The sequence below is a fragment of the Bacillus sp. GbtcB14 genome, from assembly GCF_019091205.1.
Lineage (GTDB): Bacteria > Bacillota > Bacilli > Bacillales > Bacillaceae_G > Bacillus_A > Bacillus_A cereus_AG.
The window spans coordinates 929,438-947,873 of record NZ_JAGXJT010000001.1 but is presented as its reverse complement, the minus strand read 5'-3'; the positions used below and the strand labels follow the sequence as shown (position 1 = coordinate 947,873).

The window sequence follows — 18,436 nt, the reverse complement described above, 5'->3', positions numbered from 1 at the left end:
ACTGGACCTCAGGGTGTTCAAGGTAACACTGGTGCTACTGGACCTCAGGGTGTTCAAGGTAACACTGGCGCGACGGGTGCTACCGGTCCTCAAGGTGCTCAGGGTAACACGGGGGCTACTGGACCTCAAGGACCTCAAGGTAACACTGGTGCTACTGGGCCTCAAGGCGTTCAAGGTAACACGGGGGCTACTGGGCCTCAAGGTAACACGGGGGCTACTGGTGCCACTGGACCTCAGGGTGTTCAAGGTAACACTGGTGCTACTGGACCTCAGGGTGTTCAAGGTAACACTGGCGCGACGGGTGCTACCGGTCCTCAAGGTGCTCAGGGTAACACGGGGGCTACTGGACCTCAGGGTGCTCAAGGTAACACTGGTGCTACTGGGCCTCAAGGCGTTCAAGGTAACACTGGTGCTACTGGACCTCAAGGTGCTCAAGGTAACACTGGTGCTACTGGACCTCAAGGCGTTCGAGGTAACACGGGGGCTACTGGTGCCACTGGACCTCAAGGTGTTCAAGGTAACACTGGTGCTACCGGCGCTACTGGACCTCAAGGCGTTCAAGGTAACACTGGGGCTACTGGACCTCAAGGTGCTCAAGGTAACACGGGGGCTACTGGCGCTACTGGGCCTCAAGGTAACACGGGGGCTACTGGTGCCACTGGACCTCAAGGTGTTCAAGGTAACACGGGGGCTACCGGCGCTACTGGACCTCAAGGCGTTCGAGGTAACACGGGGGCTACTGGTGCCACTGGACCTCAAGGCGTTCGAGGTAACACGGGGGCTACTGGTGCCACTGGCGCTACCGGTGCCACTGGGCCTCAAGGTGTTCAAGGTAACACGGGGGCTACTGGACCTCAAGGCATTCAAGGTAACACTGGCGCTACCGGTGCCACTGGACCTCAAGGTGCTCAAGGTAACACGGGGGCTACTGGCGCTACTGGGCCTCAAGGTAACACGGGGGCTACTGGTGCCACTGGACCTCAAGGCGTTCGAGGTAACACGGGGGCTACTGGTGCCACTGGCGCTACTGGGCCTCAAGGTGCTCAAGGTAACACGGGGGCTACTGGACCTCAAGGCATCCAAGGTAACACTGGCGCTACCGGTGCCACTGGACCTCAAGGTGCTCAAGGTAACACGGGGGCTACTGGCGCTACTGGGCCTCAAGGTGCTCAAGGTAACACGGGGGCTACTGGACCTCAAGGCATCCAAGGTAACACTGGCGCTACCGGTGCCACTGGGCCTCAAGGTGTTCAAGGTAACACTGGTGCTACTGGACCTCAAGGCATTCAAGGTAACACTGGCGCTACCGGTGCCACTGGACCTCAAGGTGCTCAAGGTAACACGGGTGCTACCGGCGCTACTGGACCTCAGGGTGCTCAAGGTAACACTGGTGCTACTGGGCCTCAAGGCGTTCAAGGCAACACTGGCGCGACGGGTGCTACTGGTGCCACTGGACCTCAGGGCATCCAAGGACCAACTGGTGCTACCGGCGCCACTGGTATAGGAGCTACTGGACCTACTGGACCTTCTGGTGGACCTACTGGACCTACCGGGCCTACTGGACCTAGCTTCCCTGTAGCAACAATTGTTGTAACAAACAACATTCAACAAACAGTACTACAATTTAATAACTTTATTTTCAGTACTGCAATTAACGTAAACAATATTATCTTTAATGGCACAGATACAGTTACAGTTATCAACGGTGGTATTTATGTAATTAGCGTATCTATTTCTACAACTGCGCCAGGATGCGCTCCTCTTGGAGTAGGCATTTCAATTAATGGAGCAGTCGCAACTGATAACTTCTCTTCAAATTTAATAGGCGACTCACTTTCATTTACTACAATCGAAACATTAGCAGCTGGTGCAAGAATTTCTGTCCAATCTACTCTTAATGAGATTACGATCCCTGCGACAGGAAATACTAACATCCGCCTTACTGTATTTAGAATCGCTTAAATTTCACTATGTATTGTTTATAGCAAATAAAAAAAGAGCGAGAAACTCGCTCTTTTTTTGTTATGTACAATAATTCATTACTACTCTAATTCAATTGAAACATTTTTTTGTGGTACAAATGTAGAAATTGCATGTTTATAAATAAGCTGTTGCTTACCTTCTGTTTCCAGTAGGACTGTAAAATTATCAAATCCTTTAATTAATCCACGAAGCTGGAAACCATTTAATAAGTACAGCGTAACAAACGTATTCTCTTTACGGAGTTGATTTAAAAACTGATCTTGAATATTGATTGATTGCTTCATGTCGAATCCTCCTCTTTTTCTCTACTTACTATTATTCGACTTTAGTTGTAACTTTCCTTCTATGTATCGTAAAATTTCTGACGTTTTTTCACCGTCTGTAACATCAAACCATGTGACATCCATCTTATTACGGAACCATGTTAATTGACGCTTTGCATAACGACGTGAATTCGTCTTTAATTGCGATACCGCTTCTTCTAAAGAGACACGATCCTCAAAATAATCATATATCTCTTTATACCCAATCGCTTGAATAGATTGACAATCTCGTATCCCGCTATTATACAATCCTTCTACTTCTTTTAATAAACCTTGGTCCATCATTATATCAACTCGCAAGTTAATGCGATCGTATAGCATTTCTCGATCCATTGTCAAGCCAATCAAGGAAACATCGTATAATAACTCATTTTCTTGTTTTTCAAGTTGAGCACTCATTTTTTCACCCGTCGTGTGGAAAATTTCTAACGCTCTAATGACACGGCGTACATTATTTGCATGAATACGCTCAGCGCTTTCTGGGTCTACTTCTTGTAACTTTTTATGTACATATTCCACACCACGTTCTAATGCTAACTGTTCCATTTGTTCTCGGTATATAGTATCACCAGCATCATCCGTAAACTGATAATCGAATAAAACAGATTGTATATACAGGCCAGTTCCACCAACGATAATTGGCAATTTACCACGCTCTGTAATCTCTCGAATATGCTTACGAACACGTTCTTGAAATTCGGCAACAGAAAATGATTCTTCCGGATTTTTTATATCCACCATATAATGTGGAATTCCGTCCATCTCTTCTTTCGTCACCTTTGCAGTTCCAATATCCATCGTACGATAAATCTGCATAGAATCTCCACTTATAATTTCACCATTCAACGCTTTAGCAAGATCAATACTTAACTTCGTCTTCCCAACAGCAGTTGGTCCAATGATGACAGCAACTTTTTCACGTTGCACTTCTCCCATATCATTCAACTCTCTTTATGTGATGTACTCCATCTATTGATTATATCCAATCTTACCAATTTTAACGGCATGATTGCAAGTTCTTTCATTCCGGTACATGAAATTATAAATTAAAAAAGAACATAGTTTGTCCAATTCCGCATATACATGATTAAAAATACCTTCGAGAGGATGAGTTGACTATGAAACAATCCACCATTAATTTTTCATCTTTAACAAAAGACCTCATTTTAGCCACTGCTACAAAAGAACAAAATTGCTCACAAGAAGAATTATACTTCGCCTTAAATTGTTTGCTACGTTCTTTTCATTCTACTCTCCAAGAAACAACATTACATCCAGAAAATAAAAATACAGAATATATTCAAAATCAATTTTGCAGTGCCTATAAAATTATTACAGGTAAAACTATTTATCCTTTTCAATAATCCAAAAAGGCGGTTGCTTACATACTTTCAAGCAACCGCCTTTCATATTAATACATATCTACTACTCTATCACTTTCACTTTTACAGATTTGCGCCCCCAGTTATCAGCACTACCATCTGAACCAACTAAAACATCAATACGATTTCCTTTAATCGCACCACCAGTATCTCCAGCAATCGCTTCTCCATATCCTTCTACCCATACTTTTGATCCAAGTGGAATTACTTTAGGATCAACAGCAATGACTTTCATATTTGGATTTGCTGTTAAATCATGCCCCATCGCAGTTAATACACGACCACCATACGTACCATTCTCACTTGGGTGCGCTGTATACGCTGTCGCTTCTACTGTTATTTCACGTCCACCAGCAGGCGCACTTGTTGCAGTAGATTTCGCAACTGGTTTCGCAGTTGGCTTCTCTTTTGCCACAGGTTTACTTGCTTCTACATTCTTAACAGACTCTTTACTCTTAACCGCTTTATTATTTTTAACCGGCGTATTTACTTTTTCCGGCGCTTCTTCTTGCGTTACAACTTCTTTCTTTTCAATCACAGGTGCCGTCCCTGTTAAAAATGGCACGTGAACATATCCTGTTTTTCCATTATAGTCAAATTGTAACCATTCATTTTGAACTTGATTTGTCGTTTCAATTACATCATTTTTATTAAGTTTACCAAGAATTTCAGAATCCGTATTCGCTCCAGCACGAACATTTAGCACACCCGCTGTTACATAATATGTACTTTTTGTAAACTCAGCACTCACAAACGCTTCTTGACCATTTAATTTAATTTTTGTCCATCCATTTTCTGTATTTACAACATCTAATGTATTTCCACTCAACATTTTACCTACAAGCTTTGATTCTACAGTTGGGTTTTCTCTAACATTTAATACGTCTGTTGTTACAATCGTTTCTGCTTTCGCAGAACCCGCAAAAATCCCAAGACCAAAAACTGCTGCCGTTGCTATACCTAATAATTTTTTCATGAATAGCCTCCATTTGCTTTGTTTTCGTATTTTCATTATAGCAACGGATTTTTGAGATTTTTAGAAATCACACAATTACAAACCATTCGTAATATGCGATTAATGAGTTGTAACATAAATTTCCATATTAATGAATTCTATTTCCAATAGAATTCCCAATAGTTTTCATATATTTTCCACATACAAGCACCAGATTTTTTTCCAAAAAAAATTACAGTATTACTTTTTTGTTACAAAAAATTCATATTTCATTACATCTTTTACCAAAATCCATCATTCTCCAATTATTAACTTGCTTTTTTGTAATAAAAAGGAGCAGCTAATAAAAGCTCCTCCTTTTCATATGTTATTTCACTTTCTTTTTCCAAATCCCCATCATAAGAGCTGAAACAACTGTCCCTATCAATATCGATAAAATATATAACACCGGTTTATTTACTAATGCGATAACAAATAATCCACCATGTGGTGCTGGTAATGTAATTTGGAATAACATAGATAATGCACCCGCAATACTTGAGCCAACAACACAACTTACTATTACTCGAACCGGATCTGCAGCTGCAAATGGAATCGCACCTTCCGTAATAAACGACGCCCCCATAATATAATTTGTTAAACCAGATTTACGTTCTGCTTCAGTGAACTTTGATTTAAAGATGGTAGTTGCGAATGCAATCGCTAACGGCGGTACCATACCACCAGCCATAACCGCTGAGTGAACACCAAAGTTCCCTGCTGAGATTGCAGCGATACCAAATGTAAATGCCGCTTTATTAATTGGTCCCCCCATATCAATTGCCATCATACCACCTAAAATTAAACCTAATAGTATAGCATTTGTACCACCTAAACTATTTAACCAACTCGTTAACATTTCATTTAACGCAACTACAGGCGGATTAACCACTTTTAACATGATAACACCTGTAATTAATAACCCTAATACCGGATAAATCAAGACTGGTTTAATACCTTCTAACTGCGCTGGTAAACTAGAAAATAACTTTTTCAAACCAACAACAACATATCCAGCTAAGAAACCAGCAATTAATCCACCTAAAAAGCCCGCATTTGCTTGTGCTGCTAAAAATCCACCTACAACACCAGGCATAAAACCAGGTCGATCAGCAATAGAACTTGCAATAAATCCAGCTAAAATTGGTACAAGGAATAAAAAGGCTCCTTTTTCTCCACCGCCAATAGTCATTAATATTTCAGCAATAGGACCTTCCGCCTTAATTCCACCGAACATAAATGCTAATGCGATTAAAATTCCGCCACCAACAACGAATGGAAGCATATTACTTACACCGCTCATTAAGTGCTTATAAATTCCTAATCCTTTTTCTTTCTCTGTACTTTCTGTCTTCCCATCTTCCTTTATTCCTTTAAAGATTGGCGCATCTTGTTTTACAGCTCGATTAAGAAGCACTTCCGTTTTTCTAATCCCATCAGCGACTGGTACTTGAATGACATGCTTTCCAGCAAAACGGTTCATTTCTACTTGTTTATCTGCCGCAACAATAATAGCAGTTGCACGTTCAATATCCTCTTTCGTTAAACCGTTTTTAATACCTGTTGATCCGTTCGTTTCAACTTTAATCGCTATTCCTAACTCTGCCGCTTTTGCTTTTAAGCTATCCGCTGCCATATACGTGTGAGCGATTCCAGTCGGGCAAGCCGTAACCGCTAACACGTACGGTTCGTTTCCTTCTGGTTTTGCAACTTCAACCTCTTCTTCTTTTTCATTCTCTTTTTCATCAAATAAACGAAGAAGTTCCTCTTCATCCTTTGCTTCTAATAATCGCTTACGAAATCCTTCATCCATTAATACTGTAGATAGGCGCGATAACGTTTCTAAATGAGTATTATTCGCCCCTTCGCTCGCAGCAATCATAAAGAATAAATGCGCTGGCTGTCCGTCAAGTGATTCATAGTTGATACCGCTTACACTTCTCCCAAAACAAATCGCTGGTTGCTTAACAGCTTTTGTTTTCGCATGAGGGATTGCAATCCCTTCCCCTATTCCAGTCGTACTTTGTGACTCCCTCTTTAAAATAGCTTCTTTAAATTCCGCTTTACTATTTAAACGATTTGCGCCGTCTAATTTCTCAACTAATTCATCTATGACAGCTTCTTTATTTGAAGCTGTCAAATTCATAATAACTGTATCCCTTTTTAATAGTTCTGTAATTTTCATATGTTGCTTCCCCCTATCGCTTAGTTACAATTACTTGCGACAATAATTCTTCTACTTTTTCTTTTTCACATAAATCAGCTGAAAATGCTGTTGCACTCCCTGTTGCAACGCCATATTGAAATGCCTTTTCAATATCTTTTGTCTGTTCATATTTACCTACAAATCCTGCAACGAGAGAATCCCCGGCCCCAACCGAATTCATTACAACACCTTTTGGAACAGTTGCTTCATATATACCTTCTGCCGTAAATAATAAAGCTCCATCTCCGGCCATTGATACGATAACGTGCTCTACACCTTGTTCGATTAATTTTCTTCCATACGGTAAAATATCTTCTACTGTTGAAATCTCTACCCCGAATAACTCACCAAGTTCATGATGATTAGGCTTTATTAAAAATGGCTTATTTTTAATTACATGTTGCAAGGCACTTCCACTCGCATCTACTACTACGCGAATGCCTTTTTCTACTCCGAACGCTGCGATTGATTCATAAAAGGCACTTGAGATAGACGCAGGTATACTTCCAGCTAGTACAACGCAATCTCCCTGCTTCATACTTTCAATTTGTTTCATTAATTGTTCAAATTGCTCATTTGTCACATTAGGACCTTGCCCATTTAATTCTGTTTCTTCTTGCCCTTTTATTTTCACATTAATTCGGGAATCTCCGTCTACTCGGACGAAGTTTGTTGTTACACCTTCCGCCTGTAATACATCTTTAATAAATTGACCGGTAAATCCACCAGTAAATCCAAGCGCTACATTTTCAACACCTAAACGATGAAGAACGCGAGAAACATTAATCCCTTTCCCTCCAGGAAACTTCATATCTTTCTCTGTTCGATTTACTGCGCCTAGATCGAAGGAATTAACTTGTACTACATAATCAATAGATGGGTTTAAAGTAACTGTATAGATCATTGTTTATCAGCCTCAATTACATTGGTTTGTCTTTTATATTTTTCTAAATCAATTTCTAAATAGTTTGTAATAATATTTGCCTCTTCAACATTTGCAATTTTCGCAAACGCAACTTCTGAAAACTTACTTTCATCAATTAAGAAATATCCTTCGTTCGCTAATGTTAATGCCATTTGTTTTAAAAGTGCCTCTTCTGGATCTGGAGTTGTAAAACCAAGCTGTTCATGTACACCATTCGCTCCTAAAAAACATTTATCAAAACGGTACTTCTGCATACTTTCCTGTGCCATAGCACCAATTAAAGCTTTCGTCCTACTTTTCATCATCCCGCCTAGTAAATATGCACGAATATTATTTTCAACTAAAGCTTCAATATGCATAAGTCCATTCGTAACGACAGTAACATCTTTATTTATTAAAAATGGAATCATTTCAAATGTTGTACTTCCTGCATCTAAATAAATGCAATCACCTTGTTCAACAATGCTAGCCGCATGCTTCGCAATTTGTTGTTTTATTTGAATGTTTTTGGATGATTTTTCAACCATCGTCGGCTCTTGTCCTTTTCCTGTTAAAACAGCCGCACCACCGTGAACCCTTTTTAATAACCTTTGCTTTTCCAATTGTGCTAAATCACGACGAATTGTTGATTCAGAGCTTTCTGTTCTTTCCACTAATTGCTGTAATTTAACAACCTTCTGCTCTTTTACAAGTTGCAATATCATTTGATGACGTTCAGGAGTTAACATTTTATTCACCTCTTCTTTGATTACAGTATAATGAAAACGATCACAAAAATCAACCACAAACATTCATAAATAACCAAAAACAATCACGAACGATTATAAACAACAAAAAAACCTATTTGATATAACAATCAAATAGGTTTCTTTCTTACTTCACTTATAAAGAAGCTTTATATATGCTTAAAACATCTTCTTTATTTAATTTTTTAAAGTTACCAAATTCACCATAAGCCATCGCTTTATCAGCCATTAAATCAATTTCATTTTCTCCAATAGCATAATCAGCTAATGTTAGCGGCGCCTCAATTGAAGTCCAAAATTGACGTAACGCCTCAATTCCTTCTAACGCAATTTCTTGATCAGTCTTTCCATCTGTTTCTACATCGAATACACGAATAGCGAACTGTTTAAAACGACTTACATTTTCATTTACAACATGCTTCATCCAGTTCGGGAATAAAATTGCAAGGCCGCCTCCATGTGGTATATCATGAACCGCAGAAACTGCATGCTCAATATTGTGAGTTGCCCAGTCTCCTTTTACTCCCATCGCTAAAATTCCATTTAACGCCATCGTTCCGCAATATAAAATTGTTTCCCTATGCTCATAATTTTCTAGATCATTTAACAGCTTAGGAGCTGTTTCAATTACTGTTCTTAAAACAGATTCACAATAACGATCTTGTAATTCTGTATTTGTTCCATGATGGAAATATTGTTCTAATACATGTGACATAATATCTACCATACCATAAATCGTTTGATCTCTCGGCACAGATGCAGTATGAACTGGATCTAAAATTGAAAACTGCGGGAATGTAACTGGGCTTCCCCATCCATACTTTTCATTCGTTTCCCAGTTTGTAATTACCGATCCTGCATTCATTTCAGACCCTGTTGCTGCAAGAGTAAGAACAGTACCAAATGGTAACGCCTCGCTAGCAAATGCTTTTTTCGTTACAATGTCCCATACATCTCCATCGTACTTACTACCTGCGGCAATTGCTTTTGTACAGTCGATTACACTTCCTCCTCCAACTGCTAAAATAAAGTCGACTCCATTATCTTTACAAATTTGAATCCCTTTCTTTACAGTTGATACACGAGGATTCGGTTCAACGCCTGTCAATTCAAATACTTCTGCATTTATATCTTTTAAAATAGATAGTACATTATCATAAATACCATTTCTTTTAATGCTGCCTCCCCCATATACGAGAAGAACTTTTTTACCGAACTGTGGAATTTCAGTTTTTAACTGTTCTAATTGACCTTTACCGAAAATAAGTTTCGTTGGATTATGAAATACAAAATTTTGCATATTTCTTTACCATCCCTTCTATATGAAAAGCAACTATACTTTTGTATACCATATTTTTTTCATTTCACAAAAATATTTGCCTAATAAAAAAATCCCAGCCTACAGGCTGAGATCTTTTTATTGGTAATAAGGTGAGATCATTAAGTAAACAATAACACCAGATAAACTTACATATAACCAAATCGGCATCGTCCAACGTACAATTTTACGATGACGTGTTAATTGATTTGTAAAACCAAATACAAGTGCAAACAATGCAAGTGGTACAATAATAGCCGCCAGGATAATATGTGTAATTAAAATAATGAAGTACACATATTTAATGAATCCTTCCCCACCAAAATGTGTTGCCGGCGCCAAGTAATGATACGATAAATAAGAAACACAAAATAGCAACGTCGTTGTAAATGCTGCCAGGATGAAACCACGGTGCATTTTCACATTCTTCTTAATAATAGAGTATAAAGCTGCTAATAAGAATACGAACGTAAAGCTATTAAAAATTGCATTTAACATTGGTAAAATTGTTACATCAAAATGTACTTCTCCTTCATAGCCCACAGGTCCAAAGAACAAAAATAAAATAATCGCATTTACAATTACAGAAAGCGTTATCACAATAGGAGCATAGCTTTTCTGATTAGTTGATTGATCCACCAAAATGGTCACTCCTCTTCCTTCAAATATGTATACGTAACCTCACTATTTTAACATATTATTCACAGTGTAAATGTGACAATAGTTTGACACAGTAAGACAGAGCAAAGAAAAAAATCCTTCTTAATAAAACTTCTTAAGAAGGATTTTATCGCTTTATTATTTAAATAGCAATGTAATTAGTTTTTGTTAAAAAACGTATTGCTATATGCTTGATAAATTTCAGATACTTGATATCCCATTAAAGAAATTGCTGTTAATGAAAAGAAACCAATCATAAGAAATCGAAACCACATATAAATCTCCTCCTTGTATTTAGCCTATAAAGCAGACGCTATATTACAAGTTGAGTGGTACTCTTCATCGTCACTTTCCTTTTTCTTTACAATTGCTGTTATAAATCGAATCATAAAGAAAATTACAAAAGGAAATTGTTCGTAATTTACCTTGGCATAGTTTGGCAACGGCTCGCGCTGCACATCGAACGGAGATGAGAAGGAATAGAACATACCTTGCTCTTCCATATATACAATTACAATTTTCATACAAAACATTATTCCTAGAAACGAAACAATATCTTGCCATTCTGTCGTATATAACAAGTTATATAGCTCTAATACGTACTCTTCCATCGTCATCCCCCTTTCCTTTTTTACCATTTTGCTCGCCTTTATAAAAAAAGTCAAGAAAAAAGTTTATATTCACTATGACAATAGTAATTACTTGTTTCTATGATTATATATGATTCTTTTATAGCAATGATTGGGTGTAACTCTCTTCTAAAACAAGAAATTAGAATCGAACAGATTCTTCATTTTTACTTTTAGGATTCAACACTGTACTATTTTTGTTTCTATTGAATATAAAATAAGAAATTATTATAAGAACAGTAACTAGCATCGTTAATAGTGCCTGTGAACGTAAAGATTCAATTGCGAGCATTGCAACTAAAACTGCTATAATCGCAGCAATTGTAACGTATGTTACGTACGGAAAAAACCACATTTTCACTTTCAAATTTTGTTGTTCCGCTTTCCCCATTTTTTTACGTATCTTGAAATGAGAAATTGCTATAACGAGATAAACGAGTAATGCAATCCCGCCAGATGCATTCACTAAAAATAAAAATACTTTATCTGGAGATATGTAACTAAAAACAACTCCGATGTAAGCAAAGAAAGTTCCAAATAAAACTGCCCGAACTGGAACACCACTATTATTCAATTTCAAAAATGCCTTTGGCGCATCTCCTCTTTCTGCCATTGAAAAAAGCATTCTTGAGTTCGTATATAAACCCGAATTCAAACAAGAAAGTACAGCTGTTAAAACGATAAAATTCATAATTTGTGCTGCCGCTGGTATTCCTATATGTTCAAGCACCGCTACAAACGGGCTTTTTAGTACGTTCGCCGAATTCCACGGAAGAAGTGTAACAACTACAGCGATTGATCCAATGAAAAATACGAGAATACGCCAAATTACACTATTTGTTGCTGTTTTTACTGCCTTTACAGGTTCGGCAGACTCTCCAGCGGCCACTGCAACAATCTCAGATCCCATAAATGAAAATATAACGACGGTGATTCCAAGTAGCACCGAACTTATACCATTTGGCATAAATCCTCCTTGCCCTACTAAATTCGAAGTGCCAGGTGCTTCCGTTCCTGGTACAAATCCTAAAATAACAGCTAGTCCAAGACAAAGGAATAAAACAATACTTATTACTTTAATAAATGAAAACCAATATTCAAATTCTCCAAATGATTTCACCGAGAAAACATTCGTCAACGTTAATAAAATCGTTAATATTAAGCTTAATAACCAGAGTGGGATTTCTGGAATCCAGTATTGAATAATACCAGCACCTGCTGTAGCTTCTATTGCAATAACAATTACCCAGAAAAACCAATATAGCCACCCAATTGTATAACCTGCCCATGGACCAATTGCCTCTCTTGCATATGTTGCAAATGAACCACTTGTCGGATTAATAGCTGCCATTTCTCCTAGCATTCTCATAACGAAAATAACTAGCAGTCCTGCTAATGCATATGAAACGATAGAGCCTGGACCTGCTGAATGCACAACCGCACCACTTCCAACAAACAAACCAGCTCCTATTACGCCACCAATTGAGATCATTGTTATATGGCGTATTTTGAGGTCTTTCTTAAGATTTTTATCCAACTCTTGTACATCCCCTTCCAAACTTAATTTTGAAATTTATGTAAGAGTATTATGCGAAAAATCTTGTCCTATACTTTAAAATATATCAAAATATTCTGAATTTAACAATCGTAATTCGACCTCCTTCAAAAATTATTACATTAGGTTTAATATTTTTCCATATACAATTGTTGAGAAAATTATAGTCACCTTACAAAAGAATGAATTTTCAGATATTATTAAATAAACAAGATTATACATCTAGACAACTTTTTGTATAGGAGTGTTGATATGTTAAACAAGTTCAAATTCATTTGTTATACTTTAGTAATTTTCTTACTGCTACCGCTAGCTCCCTTTCAAGCACAAGCAGCAAACAATTTAGGATCAAAATTACTCGTTGGATACTGGCATAACTTTGATAACGGTACTGGCATTATTAAATTAAAAGACGTTTCACCAAAATGGGATGTAATCAATGTATCTTTCGGTGAAACTGGTGGTGATCGTTCCACTGTTGAATTTTCTCCTGTATATGGTACGGATGCAGAATTCAAATCAGATATTACTTATTTAAAAAGTAAAGGAAAGAAAGTGGTTCTTTCAATAGGTGGACAAAATGGGGTCGTTTTACTTCCTGATAATGCCGCTAAGCAACGTTTTATTAATTCCATACAATCTCTAATTGATAAATACGGTTTTGATGGAATAGATATTGACCTTGAATCAGGAATTTACTTAAACGGAAATGACACTAATTTCAAAAACCCAACGACTCCTCAAATCGTAAATCTTATTTCAGCTATTCGGACAATCTCAGATCATTATGGTCCGAATTTTCTATTAAGCATGGCTCCTGAAACAGCTTATGTTCAAGGTGGTTATAGCGCATATGGAAGCATCTGGGGTGCATATTTACCGATTATTTATGGAGTGAAAGACAAACTAACATACATTCACGTTCAACACTACAACGCTGGTAGCGGGATTGGAATGGACGGTAATAACTACAATCAAGGTACTGCAGACTACGAAGTCGCTATGGCAGACATGCTCTTACATGGTTTTCCTGTAGGTGGTAATGCAAATAACATTTTCCCAGCTCTTCGTTCGGATCAAGTCATGATTGGACTTCCTGCAGCACCAGCGGCCGCTCCAAGTGGCGGATATATTTCTCCAACTGAAATGAAAAAAGCTTTAGATTATATCATTAAAGGAATTCCTTTCGGAGGAAAGTATAAACTTTCAAATCAGAGTGGCTATCCCGCATTCCGCGGCCTAATGTCTTGGTCTATTAACTGGGATGCAAAAAACAACTTTGAATTCTCTAATAACTATAGAACATATTTTGATGCTATCCCCTTGCAAAAATAAAAAAAACAACAATAGGTTATATAACCTATTGTTGTTTTTTTATAAATCACTTTTTCACTTCTACATGATGAAGAGATTTTTTTCCATCTCTAACATAACTATTTACAAGACTTAAAAGTAATTTACCACCAATTAACATCGCTCGTTCATCAAAATCAAATTGAGGATGATGATGTGGGTATGTTGTCCCTATTTCTTCATTACCCGCACCAGTGAAGAAAAATGCTCCTGGAACATGTTCTAAGTAGTATGCAAAATCTTCTCCCCCCATAATAGGTGGCACTTCAATGACTCTTTCTCTTCCAATGTCACGTTTCGCGATTTCCATAAAATGACTCGTTTCATCTACATGATTTATTAATATTGGATAGCCTCGTTTATATTGAATAGTAACTTCAGCATGAAGAGACTGACAAATCCCCTCAACAACTCGTCTAAATTCCTTCTCCATATATGCTCTTACTTCAGGATCTAACGTTCGAATGGTTCCTGTAAACGTAGCCGTATCCGCAATAATATTATCCGCTTGACCAGCATGGAACGTACCAACTGTTAATACCGCCGATTGTAGCGGATCTATTTTTCGACTCACTAAAAGTTGTAACTGATTAATTACTTGTGTTGCAACGATAATAGCATCAACAGTATGATGCGGCATACCGCCGTGACCGCCTCGCCCTTGAATCTTTACTTCAAAAGTATCAGCCGCCGCCATCATTGCTCCAGCTTTCGCCCCAACCACTCCTAAAGGCATTTGAGAAGATAAATGTGTCCCAAAAACAACATCTACCCCTTCTAAACAACCATCCTCAATCATAGCAATGGCTCCGCCAGGCTCTTTCTCTTCTGCATGTTGATGTATAAGAACTATTTTTCCAGAAAGCTGACCTCTATGGTCACTTAATATTTTTGCAACACCTAAAAGTATTGCTGTATGTCCATCATGGCCGCAAGCGTGCATTACGCCAGGAACCTTTGATTTATATGAAACTTGCTTTTCATCTTGAATAGGTAGTGCATCAAAATCAGCACGTAGCGCTATCGTCTTCCCAGGTTTTCCACCTTCAATTACGCCAATTACCCCTCTTCCTCCAACATTTGTTGTCACATCAATATGAAAACTTTTTAAGATTTCGGCTATTTTTTTCGGTGTTTCTATTTCTTGAAACGATAGCTCTGGGTATTGATGAAAATCTCTTCGCCACAAAACCATTTGCTTATATAAATTTTCCAATTCTTTATGCCATGTTTCTATCATAGAAATGCCCCTTTCTTTTTTAACACTTTAAATAAAAGTTACACAATATTCTGTTTTTAATCAATAAAAAAGAGCACTTTCTTTGAAAACCCTCCTACTACTGAATGGTCTAGTTACTATTTTGCTTCAATACAAATACCGAAAGTTCAGGTACACTCAAAAATCTAACAGGCATTCGGGTTGTCCCAATACCACGATTTACGTATAAATGTAACGGCTTATTCTTTCCTTCTAATTCATACATACCTTCCACATAGCTCTCAGCTAATTTTGTAGTAATTAATGGACCTATAAAAGGAATTTGAACTTGTCCTCCGTGACTATGGCCTGACATTTGAAAATCAACTGGGTAACGAGCTACTTTGTCTATAACATCCGGCTCATGTACTAAAAGCATATTGAAATCTTGTTGCCTCACATGTTTTAAAGTCGAGTCTATTTGCGGCTTTCCTAATAAGAAATCATCCAAACCTGATATTGTAATATATTTTCCGTTTTCCGCTTTAATTTTTTGCATTTCATTTACTAACACAGAGAAACCAGCTTCCTCCATATATTTTTTATAAAATAAACTACCTCCCCCGCCCCTATCATGATTCCCAAACACTGCATATTTCCCTAAGGGTGCATGTATTTTCTGTAAAATACCTTTCGCTTCTTCTCTTTCCGCCTTATACGATCCAAACTTATCTATTAAATCCCCTGTAAAAACTACTACATCTGGATGTAACGCATTCATCTTCTCCACCAAATTTTCTAGTTGTTTCAGTGTAAATTCTGGCCCTAAATGTACATCTGAGAATTGTAATATTTTTTTATTATTAAACTCTTTAGGAATTGTAGATGCTTCTATTTCATTCCACGTAACTGTTACTAGTTTTCGTTCTATTTCTGTCGCATAGAAATACAAACTTACTGAAATCATTACTATACTTATAAAACTGAGTATGAATATTTTTATGATTGATTTTTTTTGTTCTTTTTTTTCATGATGCGTATTCATGTTCTCACCTCTAAAAGCACTTTACAGCCTTATTGTTACATTCATGTGACAACATGAACAATGTTAGTTATATCCAATTATACCCATTCACTTTGACAAACTTATACAGAAGTCATAACATATTTTTATAATACATAGATTCTTAAAAATGTTCCTTCTATTCATTCTATCATTTTATTGAGGAGAGATTATTCATGTCTGTATTTACACCAGAAGAAATTACGGAACTTGCAGCGAATTCCGGAAGAAAAAAAGCTCATTTATCATTACTCCCTATGCTAATTCTCGGTTTTTTTGGTGGTGCTTTCATAGCATTAGGGTATTTACTCGATATCCATGTTATCGGAACAATGCCAAAATCTTGGGGATCATTTACTAGTTTTCTAGGCGCTGCTGTATTCCCTATCGGTCTTATACTCGTTATTCTTGCAGGCGGTGAACTAGTAACTGGTAACATGATGACAGTTTCTATGGCTTGGCTTCAAAAGAAAATTACTTTATTTCATTTCATACGAAATTTAGTTATTGTTACGTTTAGCAACTTCATAGGTGCTGTATTCGTTGCCTATTTTTTCGGTCATATCGTCGGATTAACAGAGGGCGCTTTTTTAGCGAAAACAGTTTCTATTGCGCAAGCTAAACTACAAGATACACCGCTGCAAGCCTTCATTTCTGCAATCGGATGTAATTGGCTCGTTTGTTTAGCTGTTTGGCTCAGTATGGGAAGTAAAGAATTTATCGGAAAGATTATCGGTATTTGGTTCCCAGTTATGACTTTTGTTGCGATTGGATTTCAACACGTTGTGGCCAATATGTTTGTCATCCCAGCTGCAATTTTTGCCGGTCATTTAACTTGGTTTGAATATTTTCCAAACTTCATTTTTGTTTTCTTTGGAAACTTAGTAGGAGGTATGTTATTTGTAGCATTACCTTATTTCATATCATATAATAAGAAGCTCCCTTCCAATAAAGAGCAAACTGAATTAAAGAAACAATCTGTATCCGCTTAAATGAACTGTCTATACAGTGGCTCTAAAAAATATTACAAATTTCATTTTTTTTACGAATATATGTGCGTACACTTGTTCTCGAATGTTTTATACGTTATAATAACAACTTAAATAGCATTATTTACATATGAGGTGAAAAACATGAACAAAACAGAATTAATCAAAAACGTAGCACAAAATGCTGAGATTTCTCAAAAAGAAGCTACTGTAGTTTTACAAACTGTAGTAGAATCAATCACTAACACTTTAGCTGCTGGTGAAAAAGTACAACTTATCGGATTCGGTACATTCGAAGTACGCGAAAGAGCTGCTCGTACAGGCCGTAACCCACAAACTGGTGAAGAAATGCAAATCGCAGCTTCTAAAGTACCTGCTTTCAAAGCTGGTAAAGAACTTAAAGAAGCTGTAAAATAATGAAAAAAATAGCCTTCTCGTTTACGAGAGGGCTATTTTTTCATTACATAATTAATAAAAATCTGACCATTATGCTGTTTCTTTTGTTCCTTTATGCAAATAAAACCTTTACTCTCAAAAAAAGGTTTTGCTGTAATACTCGCTTCTGTATATATTTCCCTACACCCCAAGTTCACTGCTTCTTTTTCTAACTTCTGTAGTATGTATGAAGCTATTCTTTTTCCTTGATAATCTTTATGCGTAAATAAACGATCTATGTAATGCTCATCATTATAATCCCCAAATCCCACTATCACACCGTTATGATCCGCTACATAACTAATATTCTTTTCTAAAGACCTTAACCAACTTTCTTTATCTAGTTGATCTGGTGCCCATGCCTGTAGCTGTAACACGTTATAATCTTTTGCATTAATTGTATGAACTGTTTCATAGAACAATTGTAATACTTGTTCTAAATCCTCTTTATGGAATGTTCTAATGATCGTGTCTTTTAACATATATGAACCTGGTTTAAAATTCTTATAAAAATCTATAAATTGTTGGCGAACCAAGTCAAATGCCAACTACCGAAAAGGAATCTCACCTTTTTCCTGTCCGTAAGGGTTGTGACCTTTTCATCCACCTATTGTGAAAGAATGACGGCAGGTTCCTGTTAGGAACGATCTGTCCTTGCATACTACCATTCATCCAAG

The 18,436-nt window shown here is 37.4% G+C and carries 18 protein-coding genes; 5 read left to right on the top strand and 13 right to left on the bottom strand.

From position 1 onward, the window contains the following. Positions 1 to 1,962, top strand: a 1,962-nt coding sequence (locus KVT31_RS04980; protein ID WP_217613514.1) for a Gly-Xaa-Xaa repeat protein, incomplete at its 5' end; no start/stop codon positions are given. 80 nt (positions 1,963 to 2,042) lie between these two features. Here KVT31_RS04980 and hfq read toward each other — a convergent pair. Next, on the bottom strand, positions 2,043 to 2,267 hold the full coding sequence (gene hfq, locus KVT31_RS04975) for an RNA chaperone Hfq (RefSeq protein ID WP_000813896.1): 225 nt from the start codon (positions 2,265 to 2,267) through the stop codon (positions 2,043 to 2,045). Between the two features lie 21 nt (positions 2,268 to 2,288). Further along, complete coding sequence (gene miaA / locus KVT31_RS04970) at positions 2,289 to 3,242, bottom strand: tRNA (adenosine(37)-N6)-dimethylallyltransferase MiaA (protein ID WP_088097407.1); 954 nt, start codon at positions 3,240 to 3,242, stop codon at positions 2,289 to 2,291. 182 nt (positions 3,243 to 3,424) lie between these two features. On the opposite strand from miaA, the gene KVT31_RS04965 reads away from it, so the two are divergent. Next, positions 3,425 to 3,670, top strand: coding sequence for a hypothetical protein (locus KVT31_RS04965; RefSeq protein ID WP_000814419.1), 246 nt, complete (start codon positions 3,425 to 3,427; stop codon positions 3,668 to 3,670). A gap of 61 nt (positions 3,671 to 3,731) precedes the next feature. Here KVT31_RS04965 and entD read toward each other — a convergent pair whose 3' ends face one another. From entD to gabP, 8 genes are all read right to left on the bottom strand, one after another. After that, on the bottom strand, positions 3,732 to 4,664 hold the full coding sequence (gene entD, locus KVT31_RS04960) for a cell wall-binding protein EntD (RefSeq protein ID WP_088097408.1): 933 nt from the start codon (positions 4,662 to 4,664) through the stop codon (positions 3,732 to 3,734). 346 nt (positions 4,665 to 5,010) lie between these two features. After that, on the bottom strand, positions 5,011 to 6,867 hold the full coding sequence (locus KVT31_RS04955; RefSeq protein ID WP_088097409.1) for a PTS fructose transporter subunit IIABC: 1,857 nt from the start codon (positions 6,865 to 6,867) through the stop codon (positions 5,011 to 5,013). A gap of 13 nt (positions 6,868 to 6,880) precedes the next feature. Continuing rightward, positions 6,881 to 7,792: a 1-phosphofructokinase gene (gene pfkB, locus KVT31_RS04950; protein WP_088097410.1), complete on the bottom strand. Its 912-nt coding sequence runs from the start codon at positions 7,790 to 7,792 to the stop codon at positions 6,881 to 6,883. Continuing rightward, the gene (locus KVT31_RS04945; RefSeq protein ID WP_088097411.1) at positions 7,789 to 8,541 is read right to left on the bottom strand and encodes a DeoR/GlpR family DNA-binding transcription regulator; all 753 of its coding nucleotides are present in this window, start codon (positions 8,539 to 8,541) and stop codon (positions 7,789 to 7,791) included. The genes pfkB and KVT31_RS04945 overlap by 4 nt, the downstream gene beginning before the upstream one ends. 154 nt (positions 8,542 to 8,695) lie before the next feature. Beyond that, positions 8,696 to 9,859: an iron-containing alcohol dehydrogenase gene (locus tag KVT31_RS04940; RefSeq protein ID WP_088097412.1), complete on the bottom strand. Its 1,164-nt coding sequence runs from the start codon at positions 9,857 to 9,859 to the stop codon at positions 8,696 to 8,698. Between the two features lie 117 nt (positions 9,860 to 9,976). Continuing rightward, positions 9,977 to 10,519, bottom strand: a complete 543-nt coding sequence (locus tag KVT31_RS04935) for a DUF420 domain-containing protein (RefSeq protein ID WP_000228316.1) — start codon at positions 10,517 to 10,519, stop codon at positions 9,977 to 9,979. Positions 10,520 to 10,836: 317 nt separating this feature from the next. Further along, positions 10,837 to 11,175, bottom strand: a complete 339-nt coding sequence (locus KVT31_RS04930; protein ID WP_140392530.1) for a hypothetical protein — start codon at positions 11,173 to 11,175, stop codon at positions 10,837 to 10,839. Positions 11,176 to 11,308: 133 nt separating this feature from the next. Continuing rightward, entirely contained in the window at positions 11,309 to 12,703 is a 1,395-nt protein-coding gene (gene gabP / locus KVT31_RS04925) for a GABA permease (RefSeq protein ID WP_088097414.1), read from the bottom strand. 270 nt (positions 12,704 to 12,973) lie between these two features. Between gabP and KVT31_RS04920 the strand changes: the two genes are divergently transcribed. Continuing rightward, positions 12,974 to 14,056, top strand: a complete 1,083-nt coding sequence (locus KVT31_RS04920; protein ID WP_088097415.1) for a chitinase — start codon at positions 12,974 to 12,976, stop codon at positions 14,054 to 14,056. Between the two features lie 46 nt (positions 14,057 to 14,102). On the opposite strand, the gene KVT31_RS04915 is transcribed toward KVT31_RS04920, so the two are convergent. Then, on the bottom strand, positions 14,103 to 15,314 hold the full coding sequence (locus KVT31_RS04915; protein ID WP_088097416.1) for an amidohydrolase: 1,212 nt from the start codon (positions 15,312 to 15,314) through the stop codon (positions 14,103 to 14,105). Positions 15,315 to 15,423: 109 nt separating this feature from the next. Continuing rightward, entirely contained in the window at positions 15,424 to 16,317 is an 894-nt protein-coding gene (locus KVT31_RS04910) for a metallophosphoesterase (protein ID WP_088097417.1), read from the bottom strand. A gap of 194 nt (positions 16,318 to 16,511) precedes the next feature. On the opposite strand from KVT31_RS04910, the gene KVT31_RS04905 reads away from it, so the two are divergent. Together KVT31_RS04905 and KVT31_RS04900 are read left to right on the top strand one after the other, a co-directional pair. Further along, complete coding sequence (locus KVT31_RS04905) at positions 16,512 to 17,327, top strand: formate/nitrite transporter family protein (protein WP_088097418.1); 816 nt, start codon at positions 16,512 to 16,514, stop codon at positions 17,325 to 17,327. Positions 17,328 to 17,468: 141 nt separating this feature from the next. After that, complete coding sequence (locus KVT31_RS04900) at positions 17,469 to 17,741, top strand: HU family DNA-binding protein (protein ID WP_001043902.1); 273 nt, start codon at positions 17,469 to 17,471, stop codon at positions 17,739 to 17,741. 32 nt (positions 17,742 to 17,773) lie between these two features. Here KVT31_RS04900 and KVT31_RS04895 read toward each other — a convergent pair whose 3' ends face one another. Then, the gene (locus KVT31_RS04895) at positions 17,774 to 18,241 is read right to left on the bottom strand and encodes a GNAT family N-acetyltransferase (protein ID WP_088098181.1); all 468 of its coding nucleotides are present in this window, start codon (positions 18,239 to 18,241) and stop codon (positions 17,774 to 17,776) included. Between the last annotated feature and the right edge of the window lie 195 nt (positions 18,242 to 18,436).

What these genes read in the sequence shown, in the direction of transcription:
- KVT31_RS04910 (WP_088097417.1), bottom strand. Translation starts at nt 16,317, where the DNA reads ATGAATACGCATCATGAAAAAAAAGAACAAAAAAAATCAATCATAAAA.
- KVT31_RS04905 (WP_088097418.1), top strand. Translation starts at nt 16,512, where the DNA reads ATGTCTGTATTTACACCAGAAGAAATTACGGAACTTGCAGCGAATTCC.
- miaA (WP_088097407.1), bottom strand. Translation starts at nt 3,242, where the DNA reads ATGGGAGAAGTGCAACGTGAAAAAGTTGCTGTCATCATTGGACCAACT.
- pfkB (WP_088097410.1), bottom strand. Translation starts at nt 7,792, where the DNA reads ATGATCTATACAGTTACTTTAAACCCATCTATTGATTATGTAGTACAA.
- KVT31_RS04900 (WP_001043902.1), top strand. Translation starts at nt 17,469, where the DNA reads ATGAACAAAACAGAATTAATCAAAAACGTAGCACAAAATGCTGAGATT.
- KVT31_RS04940 (WP_088097412.1), bottom strand. Translation starts at nt 9,859, where the DNA reads ATGCAAAATTTTGTATTTCATAATCCAACGAAACTTATTTTCGGTAAA.
- KVT31_RS04895 (WP_088098181.1), bottom strand. Translation starts at nt 18,241, where the DNA reads ATGTTAAAAGACACGATCATTAGAACATTCCATAAAGAGGATTTAGAA.
- KVT31_RS04965 (WP_000814419.1), top strand. Translation starts at nt 3,425, where the DNA reads ATGAAACAATCCACCATTAATTTTTCATCTTTAACAAAAGACCTCATT.
- KVT31_RS04955 (WP_088097409.1), bottom strand. Translation starts at nt 6,867, where the DNA reads ATGAAAATTACAGAACTATTAAAAAGGGATACAGTTATTATGAATTTG.
- KVT31_RS04945 (WP_088097411.1), bottom strand. Translation starts at nt 8,541, where the DNA reads ATGTTAACTCCTGAACGTCATCAAATGATATTGCAACTTGTAAAAGAG.
- hfq (WP_000813896.1), bottom strand. Translation starts at nt 2,267, where the DNA reads ATGAAGCAATCAATCAATATTCAAGATCAGTTTTTAAATCAACTCCGT.
- KVT31_RS04915 (WP_088097416.1), bottom strand. Translation starts at nt 15,314, where the DNA reads ATGATAGAAACATGGCATAAAGAATTGGAAAATTTATATAAGCAAATG.
- KVT31_RS04920 (WP_088097415.1), top strand. Translation starts at nt 12,974, where the DNA reads ATGTTAAACAAGTTCAAATTCATTTGTTATACTTTAGTAATTTTCTTA.
- entD (WP_088097408.1), bottom strand. Translation starts at nt 4,664, where the DNA reads ATGAAAAAATTATTAGGTATAGCAACGGCAGCAGTTTTTGGTCTTGGG.
- KVT31_RS04930 (WP_140392530.1), bottom strand. Translation starts at nt 11,175, where the DNA reads ATGGTAAAAAAGGAAAGGGGGATGACGATGGAAGAGTACGTATTAGAG.